Source organism: Pseudomonas sp. CMR5c (assembly GCF_003850545.1).
GTDB classification, from domain to species: Bacteria; Pseudomonadota; Gammaproteobacteria; order Pseudomonadales; family Pseudomonadaceae; genus Aquipseudomonas; species Aquipseudomonas piscis.
Genome location: NZ_CP027705.1, coordinates 3185857 through 3202585, shown reverse-complemented (window position 1 = coordinate 3202585; position 16729 = coordinate 3185857). Strand labels below are relative to the sequence as shown.

Below are 16729 nucleotides of genomic sequence, written 5' to 3'. Positions count from 1 at the left end.
TCCGCCCTCAGTTCCTGGGGCTGATGCTCAAGCGCTCGCCGACCACCATTTCCGTGACCCAATCCACCAGGATCGTGGTGTAGGCCTCCTGGGAGGTCTCACTGGAGAGCGCGTGGTCGGCGTCGTCGATGATGCGATGGGTCAGCGAATGGCTGCGCTGGAAAGCCGCCCGATAACTCATGATGGTGGCGTGGGGCACATGCTCGTCGTGCTCGGACTCCACCAGCAACACGTCGCCACGAAACCCTGCGCAAGCCTGCAGCGCCCGATTGCTCCGCGCGTCGATGGGGCTGGCCCGATAGCGCTTGAGATCCTCGCGATCCAGGGCGCGCTTGGGCACCAGCCAGTCCCGATCGCGATAAATCGCCGGAACCCGGAGCGCCAGCCAGCGCACCCGGCGCAACTGGCTGAGGATGGTGGCCAGGTAGCCACCGTAGCTGGTTCCCACCACCGCCACGGCCGCCGGATCGACGGCTGGATGGGCCACCAAGTGGTCATAGGCGGCAAGCACGTCCTGCAAGCTGTCCTCGCGCGTTACCTGGGCCTGGCGCCGATTGGCCGCACCGTGGCCCCGCAGGTCGAAGGTCAGGCACAGGCAGCCCAGGCCAGCGATGCCCCGGGCCCGGTTGAGGTCGCGTTCCTGGCTCCCGCCCCAGCCGTGGACGAACAACACGCCAGGGACCCGGGCCTTGGGGCTGAGCAGGTTGCCCACCAATCGTTGCGCTTGGACATCGATCAGGATCTGTTCGCTGTTAACCGCCATGGGCCTGCACCTGTGCATATTTGAGAAGAAAGCCGCCCGCCTCGTCAGGCCCGCGATATAGCAGCACCGCGTCCGGCGGCAATAGTTGCTCCTGGTCAGTCTCGCAGGTCCGGGCCCGCAGCCAATCCACCTGCGGCTGCTGGCGAAACACCTGCAGGGCCGCCAGTTCCGCTCCCGTGGCCCCGCCCACGCGCCACGACTGCTCCAGCACCCCGAGCCTGGACCGGCCGTCGTGGCCCAGCCCGCATACCACGTCGTAGTTGCGCCGCGAAGCGAAGAAGCCTGGCAAGCAGGCCGTGGCCGCCGCGTCGTAGATCCGGGCATGCTCCACGGCCTGGCGCACCTGGGGATCGAGATCACGTTGCAGCAACTGGGTATAGTCCCCCCGCGCCAGCCACAGCTCGGAACCGGCGTATACCGGCTCGCCGCGCTGGTTGGACCGCTGGTACTGACGACCGTGGTAGCTCATCAGCAAGCCGTCGATCAGGACCTGGCCCACGCTGTAGGTGCGGGCGTGGTGCAAGTTCTCCTCCAGCACCAGGCCCTGGCGACAGGTATCGCTGTCCAGTTGCCCGAGCCAGTGTTCCAGGTCCTGGGCAGTGCGCAACACCGCCTGGCCCGCGCCGCCGCTGGCCTGGACCTGCTTGACGCGCAATTCGGCCGGCCCCAGGTACTGGCGGGCGATACGCCGGGCATCGGCGATATCGAATACCGTCAGCCCCGGCAGCACCACCTGGCGCACCTGGCGGCAGAACTGTGGATTCCAGCCGACAGGCCGATAACCGGCGCTTCGAGGCAGTGGATGGGAAATCGCCTTGCTGGCCATGAAGGCCTGCTGCACATGACCTCCCAACAAGTCCTGGGCGCCGCTGACGCCCAGCTCAAGCCGCTGTTCGCCGATCAGAGTGCGCGTAGGCACCAGGTACAGGCCGATACGGGGCATGGGCTCCTGCCAGTCGCCATCGAACGGCCAGCCGAGGATCTCGGCCAGCCAGCGGGCCAGGTTGAGGTTGGTCTGGCGCTCATGCAGTGCAGTGCCAACATGGCAGTGGGCCACGACCCTGCGAATGATGGAAGGTTCTGGCATCGTCCTGGCTTCCGTTCGAGCGCTGCCATGGCTTGCCGCCGGCACCGCGGTTTCACTTGTCCCGGGATTCGGGCTGGCTCATCTGTACCGAGGCCTTGGAGCGGTCCTTGTCCTTGTCGCCGCTGTTTTCAAAACACCCCTGCAAGGCCAGGAGAACAGCGAGCAACAGGATTATTCGGGAACTCCTCACAACGTTGTTCATGGCACACCTCAACAATAAGGTAGGTAGTCATTCAGTAGAAAAACCTGACTGGCACAAGTTCAAGATTCAACGTCCCAGTAATGACCGACCATCGAATCACCCATATGAATGCCAAATGCATCCATATGCGTGTTTATTTATAGGCTCAGGTTTAGCGAGCGCCGCTTGCTTATAAAAAATCGTCCGTAAACGAACTAGCTAATTGCCAGCCACTGCCATTCATCGCCACGGCGAAGATATTTTTCGACCTTGGGAATTTTCCTGCGCTCCCAGTTAATGCTCACTATGTAATGAGCACTGATATTTCATCACCAAGAGGAAATCATCATGACTACTAAAGGCAATAACAACCCGGGCAACTTCGCCAACGATCGCGAAAAAGCATCCGAAGCCGGGAAAAAAGGCGGTCACGCTTCCGGCGGCAACTTTGCCAATGACCGTGAAAAGGCCTCGCAGGCTGGCAAGAAGGGTGGTCAGCACAGTGGCGGCGGGCATGGCCGCAGCTGATAACTGAGGTGATTGCGCAGGGGCTCCGGCCCTTGCGCCTTTCATCCTGACGTCGCCGGGAGCGTCACCCGGAACGTGGTCCCCGCCTCCTTTGTCGATTGCACCTGGATTTCCCCGCCGTGCCCCGCCACGATCTGCGCGGCGATGAACAGGCCCAGCCCCAGGCCTGAAGAAGCCCCCCGCTCATAACCGCTGCCGCCAGCATTGAACAACAGCGGCATCGCCTCGGTTGCGATGGGTTCTCCATGGTTGTGCACTTCAAAGCAGATCTGGGTCGGATCACGCACCAGGCGCACCTCGATAGGCTGCCGAACATCGCCGTGTTGCACGGCATTGCCCAGCAGGTTGGCGAAGACCTGGCCCATGCGCCCGGGATCGAACAGACCATTGAGCGCTTCCCCCTCCGCGAACAAGACCCGCATCCCGGGGTAGCAGGCACGCACCTCGTCGACTATCTGGGTGCAGAGTGCAGTCAATTCGACAGGTTCCTTGCGGATCTGGATACCTTCCCCCAGGTTGGCCCGCGCCAGGTTCAGCAGGTCGTCGACGATCCGGTTGGCTCGCCGCACGCTGGCACCGACCTGCAGCGCCAGATCCTGCTGACGGCCCGCTGGTGCCGAACGCACCAGCAGGTCGGCGCCCATCAACACCGCTCCCAATGGGGTTCGCAGGTCATGGCCGAGGATGCCCAGGAACAGCTTGCGAGTCTGCTCCAGGGCCGCCTCGAAAGAGGCGATGGACTCGGTTAGCGCCTGGTCGATGGCCTGGTTGAAACGCAGCATGTCGTCTGTACGCGTGGCTCTCACCTCCAACTCGTCGGACAACCACAAGCGCAGCACGCTGGCCCGCAAGGCCCGATACTCGGCAACCATCTGGTTCAAGGTGAAACCCGCCGACCAGCGCGCCCGGGCATGGTTCTGCGCCGCAATGTCGGCATCGGCGACCGGGCCACGGCCCTGAGACTTCTCGAACTGCTGCGCATCGCTCTGCGGAGTGAGCATATCCTGGGCGATGCACCTGAGAATGTGCTCGGCCTGGTTGCGCAGGCCCTTGGCGTCCTGGGTCGGATAAGGGGTTTCGATGGATCTGGCGAACCTCTCCCATTCCAGCAGGATCGACTCCATGTGGATGAGAATGAAATTGGCGAGTCGCATGGAGGCTCCTGGCTGCATCCCCAAGCCACGACGGTCCGCTGCAACTGCCCCAACGGTGTCCTCGATGACCACGGGTGCCGACGTTATTGGATTCTCGCTGGCGGTTCCCGTTCAGGTGGCGCCGGCGGAAATAGAAGCATAGAAGCAATGACCGCCGTCGTTGCACCCGGTTCCAGGACAGGCGAAATCACGTCGCAGGCTCGCCTATCCCCAGCTTGCGACGCATCGCCGCGGTGATCGACTGGCGGGTGGCGGTATAGCCGGCCCAGGGATCTTCGGCTTCGTCCAGACGTCGCGCCAGGTCGGCCAGGGTCCACTGCCCCGCTCCACGCAGCTGCTGCAATTCTTCGCGGTGCACCGGCACCGAGACCGGCAGGCCTTCCCGGGCCCGCAGGGAGTAGGCACAGACCGTGGTCGCTCCCCGTCCATTGCGTAGGTAATCGATGAAAATCCTGCCCACCCGGTTGCGCGGCCCGGACACCGCCGACAAGCGCTCGGGAAACAACCCCGCCAGGTGCTGGACCATTGCCTGGCTGAAGGCCTTGACCTCGTCCCAACCGGCCCGGCGCACCAACGGCACCACCAGGTGCAGTCCCTTGCCGCCGCTGGTCTTGATAAAGGCTCGCAAGCCCAGTTCGTCAAGCAGCGTCAGGGTCAGCTGGCAGGCCTCGACCATGGTCTTCCAGGGCAACGTCGGGTCTGGATCGAGGTCGAGCACCAGGCGGTCGGGGCGGTCGAAGTCCTTGCTGGTGGCGTTCCAGGTATGCAGTTCCAGCATGTTCATCTGCACCGCGCCCAGCAGCGTCGGCAGGTCCTCGATGACCATGGCCGCCTGGCCCGCCTGGGCCTTGGTAAAGGTCCGCAAGCCGGGAATCGCCAGTTGCGCGGCGTGCTTCTGGAAGAACAGCTCTCCCGCCAGGCCTTGGGGAGCACGCACCAGCGCCACCGGGCGCTGCTGCAGGTGGGGCAGGATCCACTGCGCCACCCGGGCATAGTATTCAGCCACCTGCAGCTTGGTGGCACCGCTTGCGGCATCGACCAGGCGGTCGCCATGAGTGATACGCAGGCCATCTACCGCTGGCTCGGTCGCCGGGCCCCGGGCCGCTCGCTCCAGGACCACGCCAGTGGCCGGCTTGTCATCGCGCAGGCCATGGAAGACCCCGTGGCGTACCACACCGTCACGGGTCATCTGGCTGTAGGAGACTTGCGCCAACAAGCGCGGCTGCACCCAGTGCACGGTGGCCGCAGGCACCCCCGCGGGCGGTTCATCCAGCACCGGTCGGGATGTTTCCAGCGGTCGCAACCGCTGGAGCAAGTGCTGGAGGGAAGCGCTGCTGAAGCCGGTGCCGACCTTGCCGGCGTAACGCAAGCCGCCCCGGTCCGGGTCGTGCAGCCCCAGCAACAGCGCGCCCAGGGCGCTGCGGCTGCCCTTGGGATCGGTGTAGCCGAGGATCACGAATTCCTGGCGTTGCTGGCACTTGAGCTTGATCCAGTCGCCGCTGCGCCGACTGACATAAGGGCTGTCGGGGCGCTTGCCGATCAGGCCCTCCAGGTGCATCTGGCAGGCGCCGGTCAACAGCTGCTGCACAGGCTGGTCGAAAGTCTCGGAATAGCGCAGCGCCGCCGCGCGGTTGTTGGCCAGCAGTGCCTTGAGCGCAGCGCGGCGCTCGTGCAGCGGTCGCTGGCGCAGGTCCACGCCATTGAGAAAGGGCACATCGAACAAATAGTAGCGGATGGATTGGTCGGCCCCGGCATCGAAGGCGTTCTGCAAGGCCTGGAAGTCGGCCACACCGTCGGCGTCCAATACCACCATCTCGCCGTCCAGCCATGCCGACTCCAATCCCAGCTCGGCCAGGGCCCGGGCCTGGTTGGGCATCCTGGCCGTCCAATCCAGGCCGCTGCGGGTCAGCAGTTGTACTTGCGCTCCTTCGATGCGAGCCAGCAGGCGGTAGCCGTCGAACTTGATTTCATAGAGCCAGTCGCCCGCTGGCGGCGTGTCCACCAAAGTGGCCAACTGCGGCTTGAGCGAGTCCGGCAATTCCTGGTTCGCAGTAGAGCGTGCCCTGCTCCCAGACCTGGGCCGGGAAGTGGACGCCGATGCCTGGCGCGGCGCCAGGGTGCGCTCGCTGAGCACGCTGTGCGGCTGCGCCTGGAGAATGTCGTACTCCGCTTCGGTGCGGGCCTGGTCATCGGCGGACTTGACCAACAACCACTGTTCCTTCTTGCCTGCCAGGCGGGTACGAAACAGATTCCACCAGCCTCGAAGCTTCTCGCCCTGCAAGCGAAAGCGCAGCTTGCCCCGGGCATAACCCTCGTGGGGGTCGCCCTCGGGAAACCAGCTGCCGCGGTCCCAGACAATCACGTCGCCCGCGCCATAGTGACCTTCGGGGATATGCCCTTCGAAGCTGGCGTAGTCCAAGGGATGGTCCTCGACATGCACGGCCAGGCGGCGCACCCCGGGGTCCAGCGAAGGTCCCTTGGGAATGGCCCAGCTTTTCAGGGTGCCATCCAGCTCCAGGCGAAAGTCGTAGTGCAGGTGGCTCGCGTCGTGTTTCTGCACGCAGAACTGCAGGGCCTGCGCCGGCCTGGCACGCGGCCGCCGGCCCGCAGGTTCGGGGGTGGACTGGAAGTCACGTTTGTTGCGGTATTCCGATAACGGTCTGGCCATGGCGCTGCTCCACGTGTGGCGTGCCCGGCGGTCGACAAGGCCAGGGCCCTGTAACGGTGGAGACGGAGCCCTGGGAGAAGTTCAAGGCAGTTGCCAGCCTGGCCTACCGACGGTTGTCTGCCGCATGGCCAGGGCTGCCTAGACTAGGAAGCCCGCCGTCGGGTGCGCTTGTCCGGCTTGGCCTTGCCACCACCAAGGCTGCGCTTGAGCAGTTCGGTAAGGTCGAGGATATCGGCGCTCCGGTCTTGCGCCGCCTGCCCCCTGGGCACCGTGGCGATCCGGCCCTTGCTGGCTTTCTCTTCCACCAGCGCCATGATGCTGTCCTGGAAATCATCGTGATACAGCCCAGGCTCCCAGTGGCCGCTCAAGTCCTCCACCAGCCGCTTGGCCATCTGCAGCTCGCGCTTGTCGAGCTTGGGCCCGATCACGCTGCGGTCCAGCTCCAGCCCCGCAAGATTGCGTACTTCATCGGGCCAACGCAGGGTGATCAACACCAGTGCATCCTCCAGCGCCCGCACCAAGGCCAGGTGTTGCCGGGTATGCAGAACCACACGGGCCAGGGCGACCTTGTTCGTGGCCTTCAGGGGTTCGCGCAGCAAGGCATAGACCTTGCCGCCGCGCCGGTCGGGGCTCAGGTAATAGGGCGTGTCGAATTGCTGCAGGGGAATCTCCGCGGCGGCGATGAAGGAGAAGATATCGATGGTCCGGGTCGCCTCGGGCCGGGCCTGGCGGATCTCGTCCTCGCCGAGCACCACGTAGCGGCCCTTCTCATACTCGATACCCTTGACGATCTGTTGCGGCTCCAGCTCCTCGCCGCTGATCTTGTTGATCCGCCGATAGCCCACCGGCTCCAGGCTGCGTTTGTCGAGCCAGTCGAAATCCAGCCCACGGCTGGCGACGAAGCTATTGAGGGATACCGGGATATGCACCAGCCCGAAGCTGATGGCGCCCTTCCAGATCGCTCGGGCCATGACGACCTCCTGCAAGGCAGTGACGGGAACATCCGCAGGACAACCTGCCCTGTGCATCTGGAAGATTCGACCGCAGGGGCAATACCCCGTTCCTAAGGATTCTCTGCGCGCCCTGCGCTAAGCGGGGCGATTGAACAGGACGAAGCCGGACATCAGGATCATGACAAGCCCGGTGACGATCCGGGCATTCATGGACTCTTCGAACACCAGGACTCCCCAGAGAATGGCGAAGACCAGGTAGGTGTAGTCGAACGCGCCGATGATGCTGGGCTCGCCGATCTGGTAGGCCCTGGCGATACCGGTGCTGACCAGCACCATCAGCACCGCGAGCAAGACCATCAACGTCCAGTCGGCCAACTGCATGTACGACCAGTCGCCCAAGAGGAAACGCAATTGACCCTGCTGCGGCTCCAGGGGCCCGGCCATGGCGATCAAAAGGCTGCCGAGCAAGCCGCTGGCCAACAGCACCAGGTTCATCACCATGGCCAGCACCATGGCGTCTTCATCCGCGCACTTGCCCTTGGTTACCACCGCTGCCAAGGCGTAGAGAATGGCCGCGAGGATCGGCAGCAAGGCGTAGGAGCTGAAGTCGTCCGCCGTAGGATTGAGAGTGACCAGCACCCCGGCGAACCCCAGGACGATGGAGAACCACTTGCGCGGAGTAATCCGCTCTTTCAGATAGATGGAGGAGAACAATGTGATGAACAGCGGTGTCGTATAGATGGCCAGCGCCGCCATGGTCAGGGTAATGAACGGCAAGGCGGCATAAAAAGCGATCCACATCAGGGCCAGCAGCAACCCCCTGAATGTCGCCCAGCCTGGGGACTGCGGCCATAGACTGTCCTTGCCGTTGCGTAGCAGCACCAGCGCGGCCAGCATCACCACCGCCAGCAAGGAGCGGATGACATTGAGCTGCCATAACGAAATCTGCGCGCTTGCGGCCTTGATGATTGCATCCGAAACGGACAACAAGAAAACCGAACCGACCACTATGATGATGCTCTGACGGTTCTCCACGGACGAAACGTTCATGCTTGCGCTCATACTGTCTCCCTTCTGGATGTGCCGACAGATTCTGCTCACGCATCGAGCGCGGTTAAAGCGACTTGTGGTTAAGCAGGAGGAACCAAAGTTATGGACAATTTCAAACGCTCGCTCCCGCCCCTCTCCAGCCTTGTGCCCTTCGAGGCGGCCGCGCGCCTGAAGAGCTTCTCCAAGGCCTCGCAAGAGCTGAACCTGACGCAGGCAGCCATCAGCAAGCAGATCCGTGCCCTGGAGGAATACCTGGACGTCACCCTGTTCACCCGCAGAAATCGCGCGGTATTCCTGACCGCAACAGGCAGGGAATTTCGCGATGTAGTCAGATCCTCCCTGCTGGGGCTGGCCACCAAGACCGAGGAACTGCGCAAGAAACGGGACGCCCGTGAAGTCGCGCTGACGGTGCAGCTTTGCGAGGCCTTCTACTGGCTGACACCCAAGCTGCCACTGTTCCACCAGCGATTCCCCGAGATCGACACTCGTCTGAATGCCTCCACCGCCCCCATCACTGAGGTCACCGAGAAGTTCGATATCGCCATCCAGTCCACCGGGCGTCCCTCGGGCGGCCATTCCCGGCTGTTCACCATCAGCGACGAGATCTTTCCGGTCTGCAGCCCGGGCTACTGGCAGCAGTTGCCTGCCGCGTCCCGGACCCTGGAGCACTTGGCCGAACTGCCACTGCTGCATCATTGGGTGGTTCCCCAGGACTGGATGACCTGGGCCCAGTGGCTGGCCCGCTACCGACTCGCGCTTCTGGACGAGACCCGGGGCAAGTTCTTCGACAGCTACCCGGTGATGATGCAGGCCTGTGTCGAAGGCTTCGGCTTCGCCCTGGGCTGGCGCCGCACCACCGAGAAAATGATCGACAACGGCGAGCTGATCCGCCCGTTCGAGCAGTCGATCAAGGTGGATGAGGCGCTGGCGATCTACCAGTGGCAAAACAGCCCTCTGCGCGCGCGCAGCCGCAGCTTGCTGCAGTGGCTGCGCCGTGTCTGCCAGGACTAGCTCGCGAATCTGGCGGCCAACCCCACAGGCATGGAGATTAGCCAGGCGCAGCGCCATGTGCGCGCTGCGCTGGCCTTGAATCACCCACGCTGCCAGACCACCGGGAACCAGTCTTCACGCATGCGATCGCCATCGTTCAGGTCGATGCCGGGAAATGGCGGCGAGGTGCGTCCCGGGCGCTGGATGTAACGCACGTCATCGCCCATGAACCGGGTGGAGAACGCCCGTCGACGGCCGCTCCCGTTATTGCCGGCGGCGCCATGCACGGTGCGGAAGTCGAAGACGATGGCGTCCCCCGGTTGCAGCTCCGGGGAGAGTATCTGGTACTGGCCGTTGTCCACGTCCGGCATGTCCATGAACAGGCTCTCGCCGGTATGGTCGTCGGTGGCGCCGTAGAAGTCCTGGTTGCTGGCCCAGCTCTTGGGCCGTACCGGCTTGGGCCAGCGATGGGAACCCAGGACCACGCTCAGGGTGTTGCTGCGGGTCACCGGGTCCAGGGGAATCCAGTAGCTGGCGGTCTGCAGGCCATCGACGCAGTAGTAAGGCAAGTCCTGGTGCCAGGGCGTGGGCTTGGAGGTGCCGGGCTCCTTGACCAGTATGTGGTCATGGAAGACCTGCACTTGTTGCGACTCCATCAACTGCCCGGCGATGGCCGCCGCCGGCGAGTTCAGCACGAAGTCCTGGAAGGCGGGGATACGCTGCCAGTTACAGTAGTCCTCGAAGAAGCGCCCGCCTTCGCCACTGCCGACGTTCTCGATGGCGAAGGCACTGGGTTCGGCCAGGTTCTGCTCGAAACCTTCGCGCAAGCGCTCGATCCAGTCGCCAAAGACCCCACGCAGGACAATGGCGCCATTGCGTTGAAACTCTTCGATCTGCGGATTCATCAAGTCAGCCTCTTGTTGTTTTGATCCAGTATCGAGGCCCTGAACTTTTTCCGTAAACGACAGATTACTTATTCATCAATATAGGCACTTTATATAACCAACCGGTTGCCAGTCCTGGCGTTTGCCCAGTTAATACCCCCTGCCTGCCTCCCCCTCATCCATTGCCGGCACAGGAACACCGGCCCCTTGCGTTTCATCATCGGCAGTTGACGCCCGAATAATAAGAACAATCAGGAGTTACTTGAGATGAACGATAAACAGCCTTCCATGCGGCGGGGCCTGAATACCCGTCATATTCGCTTCATGGCCCTGGGTTCGGCCATCGGCACCGGGTTGTTCTACGGCTCCGCCGCAGCCATCCAATTGGCCGGCCCTTCGGTCCTGCTTGCCTACCTGATCGGTGGCGCGGCCATCTACATCATGATGCGCGCCCTGGGCGAAATGGCCGTGCGCGACCCGGTGTCGGGGTCCTTCGGGCACTACACCAGCCAGTACCTGGGACGCTTTCCCGGCTTTCTCACCGGCTGGAGCTATGCCTTCTCGATGCTGGTGGTGTGCCTGGCCGACGTCACCGCGTTCGGTATCTACATGGGCTTCTGGTTTCCCGATACGCCCCGCTGGATCTGGGTCCTGGGCATCGTGTGCGTCATCGGCGCGCTGAACCTGTGCAGCGTCAAGGTTTTCGGGGAAATGGAGTTCTGGCTGTCGCTGCTCAAGGTCACGGCGATCGTCGCGATGATCCTCGGCGGGCTGGCGATCCTGCTGCTGGGCATCCAGCCTGGCGGGGCGGCCCAGGTCCAGTCCGGCATCAGCAACCTGTGGAGCCATGGCGGGTTCTTCGCCAATGGCATCGGCGGGCTGGTCGCCTCGTTCACCGTGGTGATGTTCGCCTTTGGCGGCGTCGAGATGATCGGCGTCACCGCTGGCGAGGCCAGGGAACCGCAACGGGCGATACCCAAGGCGATCAACTCGGTGCCACTGCGGATCCTGCTGTTCTACGTGCTGACCCTGTTCGTGCTGATGGCGATCTACCCATGGTCCAAGGTGGGTAGCGAAGGCAGCCCGTTCGTGCAGATTTTCAGCGCCCTGGGCATCGAGTCGGCGGCGGCCTTGCTGAACATCGTGGTGATCTCGGCGGCGATCTCGGCCATCAACAGCGATATCTTCGCCGCCGGGCGCATGATGTACGGCATGGCCGAGAACGGTCAGGCGCCGGCGAGCTTCGCCAGCCTGTCGCGCTTCGGCGTGCCCTGGATGACAGTGGCGGTGATGTCGCTGGCGCTGCTGGCCGGCGTACTGCTCAACTACCTGGCACCGGAGAACCTGTTCCTGATCCTGGTGGCGGTGGTGACCTTCTCCATCGTCTGGGTGTGGCTGATGATCCTGCTGTCCCAGGTCATGATGCGCCGACGCATGACGCCCGAGCAGGTCGCCGCCCTGGCCTTCCCGGTGCCGCTCTGGCCGGTCGGGCCGGCCCTGGGCATCGCCTTCATGCTGTTCATCTTCGGCGTCCTGGCCTGGTTCCCCGATACCCGCACCTCGCTGTTCGTCGGGCTGGGCTGGCTGGCGCTGCTGTCCATCGGCTACTGGCTGTGCATCGCCCGGGCCGGCAAGCAGCCGGGCGCCGTGAGCAAGCCGATCCCGGCCGACCCCGTGCCCTAGGGTCTGTTGCCGTTTCGGCGCAAGCCGCGTTGCCGCGCAACCCGAAGGGACGGGCCGATTTTAGCGCGGCGCGTCGTTACTCGACGGCTCATTTGGACGGCCAATCTTCGCGTCTCGTGCCTAGCCCCGCGCTAAAACTGGCTCCGGCGCGGTCGCGGCGAAACGGCAACAGCCCCTAGCAGGCAAACTGCTGGCTGGCCCACTCCTGGAAGGCCTGGGCCACCGGCGACGGACGCATGGCGCTGGACTGGGCCAGCACCACCGGCTGCGGACTGACAGCCTCCAGCAACGGCCGGCAGGCCAGCGGCTGGCCGTCATAGCTGCGATCGCCCACCGGCCGTGTGCAGGACAACGCCACGCCATATCCATGGGCCACCAGGCCGCGCTGCATCTCGAAGGTCTGGGTCAGTTGCAGCGAGGCCGGTTGCAGGTCCTGGGCCCAGAACAACGACAGGAAGTACTCGCGGGTACGGGCGATGTCCTCGAGGATCAGGCACTCGGCGGCCAGGTCCACCAGCGAGACCTGCTCCCGGGCCGCCAGGGGGTGATCCACCGGCAACAGCGCATAGGGCGTCAGCCGCTCCAGTACCTGTGCCTCGATGTTCGGACTCAGGCCCACACCGTAGGTCAGGGCCAGCTCGGCCTGGCCCTCCAGCAAGCGCCGGTTGACCCCCGCCAGGTCGCTCTCGAACAGGGTGATCGAGACCTGCGGGTGCAGCTGGCGAAAACCGGCCAAGAGGCGCGGAGCGAAATACGGCCCCAGGTCCTGGAAACACACCAGGCTCAGGTTGCCGCGCAGCCCGGCCTGGTGATCCTCGACGCCGACCATGGCCCCTGCCCGGCCCAGGATGTCCCGTGCCTGTTCCAGGAGCTTGCGGCCCGCCGGGGTCAATTCCAGGCCACGGCTGACCTGGCGATGGAACAGCTTCTGGCCGAGCACGGTTTCCAGCTGGGCGATGGCCAGGGATACCGATGGCTGGGAAATATGCATGGCCCGGGCCGCTGCGCTGACACTGCCCTGCTCCGCAGCGGCGACAAAATACTCGAGCTGGCGAAAGGTGAACCCGATCATCGGCTTGGCCCCCTGATTATTGTTTGCCCCGATCATACAGCCGTCGCCCCCGGCCAGCGCCGATAGAACCTGCGACGATGATCTTCCCTGCTCCCCGCCCGTCCCCGGCATCCATGCCCAAGGCGCGCAGGCCGGAGCTCGATTCGTGACTTCAAGTCAAAGGTGTTTGGTCCATCGATGGCTTAATCCGCCAGCGCCCGGTGGACATACTACGTCCATTCCCAAGCGGTCCTGCGCTCCGGGCCGCCAGGCCCGTCCGGCAACGGCCGCGCCTATGCGCAACAATCACCAGGAGCAGATCCATGAGTATTCCATCCTTTGGCCTCGGTACTTTCCGCCTGACCGGCCAGGCTGTCATCGACTCGGTCAAGTCGGCGCTGGCCCTGGGCTATCGCGTGATCGATACCGCGCAGATCTACGGTAACGAAGCCGATGTCGGCCAGGCGATCGCCGAAAGCGGCGTGGCCCGCAGCGAACTCTTCATCACCACCAAGATCTGGGTCGACAACTACGCCGCCGACAAGCTGGTTGCCAGCCTGCGCGACAGCCTGGCCAAGCTGCGTACCGACTATGTCGATCTGCTGCTGATCCATTGGCCGGCCCCAGGCAATGGCATCGAACTGGCCGAATACATGGAGGCCCTGCTCGAAGCCAAGAAACTGGGCCTGACCCGCCAGATCGGTGTTTCCAACTTCAACATCGAACTGACCAAGCAAGCCATCGCCGTGGTCGGCAAAGAGCAGATCGCTACCAACCAGATCGAGCTCAGCCCCTACCTGCAAGGCAGCAAGCTCACTGCGTTCCTCAAGGAACAAGGGATCAGCGTCACCTCCTACATGACCCTGGCCTACGGCAAGGTACTCAAGGACCCGGTGCTGGCCGAGATCGCCGCCAAGCACAAGGCCACCGTGGCCCAAGTCGCCCTGGCCTGGGCCATGCAACTGGGCTATGCGGTGATCCCGTCGTCCACCAAGCCGGAGAACCTGGCCAGCAACCTGCTCGCCCGCAGCCTGCGCCTGGACGAGCAAGACATGGCGCGTATCGCCACCCTTGAACGCAATGGCCGCGAAGTCAGCCCTGACGGCCTGGCGCCAATCTGGGACTGATGCCATGACCACGTCCCTCGAACGCCTGACCGCCGGTGGTTTCAGCATCGGCCTGGAAGCACCGCTGGACCATGACTGGACCCCGGCCGGCGACCAGGCCCGGCGCCAAGCTGGCCGCCTGCCCGGCGAACCCGACCTCAAGCAGCATGCCTACCTGGCGCAACTGGCTGACCGCCTGGGCTTTCGCGCCCTGTGGATCCGCGACGTGCCGCTGTATGACCCGGCGTTCGGCGATGCCGCCCAGGTGTTCGAGGTGTTCTCCTACCTCGGCTACCTGGCCGGGGTCACCCGCGACATCCTGCTGGGTACTGCTGCCGTGGTCTTGCCGATCCGCGAGCCGTTGCTAACCCTGAAGTCGGCCAACAGCCTGCAACGCCTGAGCGGCAATCGCCTGCTGCTGGGCGTGGCCAGCGGTGACCGGCCAGTGGAGTACCCACTGTTCGGACGGGATTTCGAGGGGCGCGGCCATAATTTCCGCGAGCAGGTCACCCTGCTCAAGGATGGCGCCAACGGCCACCTGCCCGAGGGCATGGCCGTGCTGCCAGCCAGTATCTCGCCCCTGCCCTTGCTGGTGGCGGGCCTGGCCCAGCAAAGCCCGGCCTGGATTGGTAGCCACATGGATGGCTGCCTGGCCTACCCGGGCACCCCCGAGGACCACCAGCGGCGCGTTGCCGACTGGCGCTCGGTGGCGGGCAACAAGCCCTACAGCAGCTTCATCCACCTGGACCTGGCCGAGCGTGCCGACGAACCCATGCGCCGCTGGCGCTTCGGTTTCCGTGGTGGTCGCAACGCGCTGATCGCCGAGCTCAATGCCCTGCGCGCAGCCGGTGTCGACCATGTCGGCCTGCATCTGCGACGCAACGTACGACCACTGGACGAAACCCTGCGGGAGATCGCCGAGTACGTACTGCCACAATTTCATGCCACTGCTGCGACTGCATCACACCCACAACCGGAGGCCATTTCATGAGCAGTTCCCCCCAGGTACCGGCCTTCGCGGGCCGCAGCTTCCAGGTCGCCTACGACGGCCTGGTGGCCCATAACATCTACGCAAGCGATGGCCTGAGCATTCGCTACGCCATCGTCTCCGGCCCCTATGCCGGTGCCAGCGGCGAAGCCGCGTGCCAATGGCGACAAATCGCCGACGGCGTCTACGTGATTTCCTGGCAGGAAGCCGACGGCGCCACCGTGGTACATGTCGACGACTTCGCCCAAGGCCATTCCCAGGCCTTCTTCACCGCCAGCGACCTGAGCTTCTATCGCATGCAGGGCCCCTTGACCGCCCTCGCCAACCAGGAGTGCGCGCAATGAAACCCGGACGCGTTCTCTTCGCCCTGGCCATCGGGGCCTTCGGCATCGGTACTACCGAATTCACCCCCATGGGCCTCTTGCCAGTGATCGCCGAAGGCGTCGGCGCGAGCATTCCCAGCGCCGGCATGCTGATCACCGCCTACGCCATCGGCGTGATGATCGGCGCACCGATCATGACCCTGTTGTTCAGCCGCTTCGGCAAGCGCGCGGCGTTGATGATGCTGATGGGCATCTTCACCATCGGCAACCTGCTCTCGGCCCTGGCGCCGGACTACTACACCCTGCTCGCCTCGCGGCTGGTCACCAGTCTCAACCATGGCGCCTTCTTCGGCCTCGGTGCCGTGGTGGCGGCCAGCGTGGTGCCCAAGGACAAGCAAGCCAGCGCCGTGGCCACCATGTTCATGGGCCTGACCATCGCCAACATCGGCGGTGTGCCCGCGGCCACCTGGCTTGGCCAGCAGGTCGGCTGGCGCATGGCCTTCGCCGGTACCGCAGTGCTGGGCCTGCTGGCCATCGCCGCACTGTGGTACGCCCTGCCCAAGGGCGAGCGTGGCAGCGTGCCTCATGTCCGCCGCGAACTGGCGGTGATCGCCCGGCCCAACGTGCTGCTGGCCATGGCCACCACGGTGCTGGGCGCTGGCGCCATGTTCACCCTCTACACCTACGTGGCTCCGGTGCTGGCGCAACTGACCGGCGCCTCGGACAGCTTCGTCACCCTGGGCCTGGTGTTGATCGGGGTCGGCTTCACCCTGGGCAACAGCCTCGGCGGGCGCCTGGCCGATTGGTCGCTGGATGGCTCGGCACGGATCTTCCTCGGCGTGCTGGCCTTGATCATGGTGTCGATGCCGCTGGTACTGGGCAACCACATCACCGCCGCGCTGGCTCTGCTGGTATGGGGCATGTTCACCTTCGCCGTGGTGCCACCGCTGCAGATGCGGGTGATGATCGCCGCGGCCGAAGCGCCCGGCCTGGCCTCGTCGATCAACGTCGGCGCCTTCAACCTGGGTAACGCGGTGGGCGCCGCGCTCGGTGGCGCCGTCATCAGCCAGGGCCTGGGCTACGCCGCAGTCCCGGTGGCCGGCGGCCTGCTGGCGGCGTCGGGACTGCTGCTGGTGTGGTTGGGCGGACGACGCAAGGCAAGCGATGCCGCCACTGACCTGGCATGACGCCAGCCCTGGGTGAAAGCCCCGCTGTGCGTCGGGGATCCGATCCGGCTTGAGGCAGGGGCTCCCCCGTCCTTGAGCTGGCCCCGGAACAGATCGCCCAATCCCCCGAGAGTTGTGCCTGATCCTGTAAATG

The 16729-nt window shown here is 64.4% G+C and carries 14 protein-coding genes and 1 pseudogene; 7 read left to right on the top strand and 8 right to left on the bottom strand.

Annotation, left to right across the window (positions count from 1 at the left end):
- Nucleotides 1-7 precede the first annotated feature (7 nt).
- Both C4K40_RS14810 and C4K40_RS14805 read right to left on the bottom strand, forming a co-directional pair.
- Nucleotides 8-763: a S9 family peptidase gene (locus tag C4K40_RS14810; protein WP_053129638.1), complete on the bottom strand. Its 756-nt coding sequence runs from the start codon at nucleotides 761-763 to the stop codon at nucleotides 8-10.
- Entirely contained in the window at nucleotides 753-1850 is a 1098-nt protein-coding gene (locus C4K40_RS14805) for a DUF3182 family protein (protein ID WP_053129632.1), read from the bottom strand. Before C4K40_RS14805 ends, C4K40_RS14810 begins: the two co-directional genes overlap by 11 nt.
- 541 nt (nucleotides 1851-2391) lie before the next feature.
- Here C4K40_RS14805 and C4K40_RS14800 point away from each other — a divergent pair.
- Nucleotides 2392-2559 (top strand): annotated as a pseudogene (locus C4K40_RS14800) (general stress protein); the annotation flags it as partial.
- Between the two features lie 41 nt (nucleotides 2560-2600).
- Here C4K40_RS14800 and C4K40_RS14795 read toward each other — a convergent pair.
- The 4 genes from C4K40_RS14795 to C4K40_RS14780 all read right to left on the bottom strand — a co-directional run bounded on the left by C4K40_RS14795 (nucleotide 2601) and on the right by C4K40_RS14780 (nucleotide 8384).
- Complete coding sequence (locus C4K40_RS14795) at nucleotides 2601-3713, bottom strand: sensor histidine kinase KdpD (RefSeq protein WP_053129627.1); 1113 nt, start codon at nucleotides 3711-3713, stop codon at nucleotides 2601-2603.
- Nucleotides 3714-3900: 187 nt separating this feature from the next.
- A complete protein-coding gene (ligD, locus tag C4K40_RS14790; protein WP_053129624.1) occupies nucleotides 3901-6381 on the bottom strand; it encodes a DNA ligase D in 2481 nt (826 codons plus the stop codon).
- Nucleotides 6382-6524: 143 nt separating this feature from the next.
- Nucleotides 6525-7352: a Ku protein gene (locus tag C4K40_RS14785; protein ID WP_053129621.1), complete on the bottom strand. Its 828-nt coding sequence runs from the start codon at nucleotides 7350-7352 to the stop codon at nucleotides 6525-6527.
- Between the two features lie 117 nt (nucleotides 7353-7469).
- The gene (locus C4K40_RS14780; RefSeq protein ID WP_256223834.1) at nucleotides 7470-8384 is read right to left on the bottom strand and encodes a DMT family transporter; all 915 of its coding nucleotides are present in this window, start codon (nucleotides 8382-8384) and stop codon (nucleotides 7470-7472) included.
- Nucleotides 8385-8486: 102 nt separating this feature from the next.
- On the opposite strand from C4K40_RS14780, the gene C4K40_RS14775 reads away from it, so the two are divergent.
- A complete protein-coding gene (locus C4K40_RS14775) occupies nucleotides 8487-9395 on the top strand; it encodes a LysR substrate-binding domain-containing protein (protein WP_053129613.1) in 909 nt (302 codons plus the stop codon).
- Nucleotides 9396-9475: 80 nt separating this feature from the next.
- Here the strand turns inward: C4K40_RS14775 and C4K40_RS14770 are convergent, their stop codons facing one another.
- Nucleotides 9476-10279 (bottom strand): phytanoyl-CoA dioxygenase family protein, encoded by an 804-nt coding sequence (locus tag C4K40_RS14770; protein WP_053129610.1) that lies wholly within the window; start codon nucleotides 10277-10279, stop codon nucleotides 9476-9478.
- A 246-nt stretch (nucleotides 10280-10525) separates the two neighbouring features.
- Between C4K40_RS14770 and C4K40_RS14765 the strand changes: the two genes are divergently transcribed.
- On the top strand, nucleotides 10526-11941 hold the full coding sequence (locus C4K40_RS14765) for an amino acid permease (protein WP_053129607.1): 1416 nt from the start codon (nucleotides 10526-10528) through the stop codon (nucleotides 11939-11941).
- A gap of 175 nt (nucleotides 11942-12116) precedes the next feature.
- Here the strand turns inward: C4K40_RS14765 and C4K40_RS14760 are convergent, their stop codons facing one another.
- Nucleotides 12117-13013 (bottom strand): LysR substrate-binding domain-containing protein, encoded by an 897-nt coding sequence (locus C4K40_RS14760; RefSeq protein ID WP_053129604.1) that lies wholly within the window; start codon nucleotides 13011-13013, stop codon nucleotides 12117-12119.
- A gap of 302 nt (nucleotides 13014-13315) precedes the next feature.
- Between C4K40_RS14760 and dkgB the strand changes: the two genes are divergently transcribed.
- Genes dkgB through C4K40_RS14740 form a run of 4 tightly spaced genes read left to right on the top strand, consistent with a single transcriptional unit; the run spans nucleotide 13316 to nucleotide 16596 of the window.
- Nucleotides 13316-14119, top strand: a complete 804-nt coding sequence (gene dkgB, locus C4K40_RS14755; protein WP_053129602.1) for a 2,5-didehydrogluconate reductase DkgB — start codon at nucleotides 13316-13318, stop codon at nucleotides 14117-14119.
- A 4-nt stretch (nucleotides 14120-14123) separates the two neighbouring features.
- Complete coding sequence (locus C4K40_RS14750; protein WP_053131333.1) at nucleotides 14124-15089, top strand: TIGR03571 family LLM class oxidoreductase; 966 nt, start codon at nucleotides 14124-14126, stop codon at nucleotides 15087-15089.
- Nucleotides 15086-15430: an adenylate cyclase gene (locus C4K40_RS14745; protein ID WP_053129600.1), complete on the top strand. Its 345-nt coding sequence runs from the start codon at nucleotides 15086-15088 to the stop codon at nucleotides 15428-15430. Before C4K40_RS14750 ends, C4K40_RS14745 begins: the two co-directional genes overlap by 4 nt.
- Nucleotides 15427-16596: an MFS transporter gene (locus C4K40_RS14740; protein ID WP_053129598.1), complete on the top strand. Its 1170-nt coding sequence runs from the start codon at nucleotides 15427-15429 to the stop codon at nucleotides 16594-16596. Before C4K40_RS14745 ends, C4K40_RS14740 begins: the two co-directional genes overlap by 4 nt.
- Nucleotides 16597-16729 lie beyond the last annotated feature (133 nt).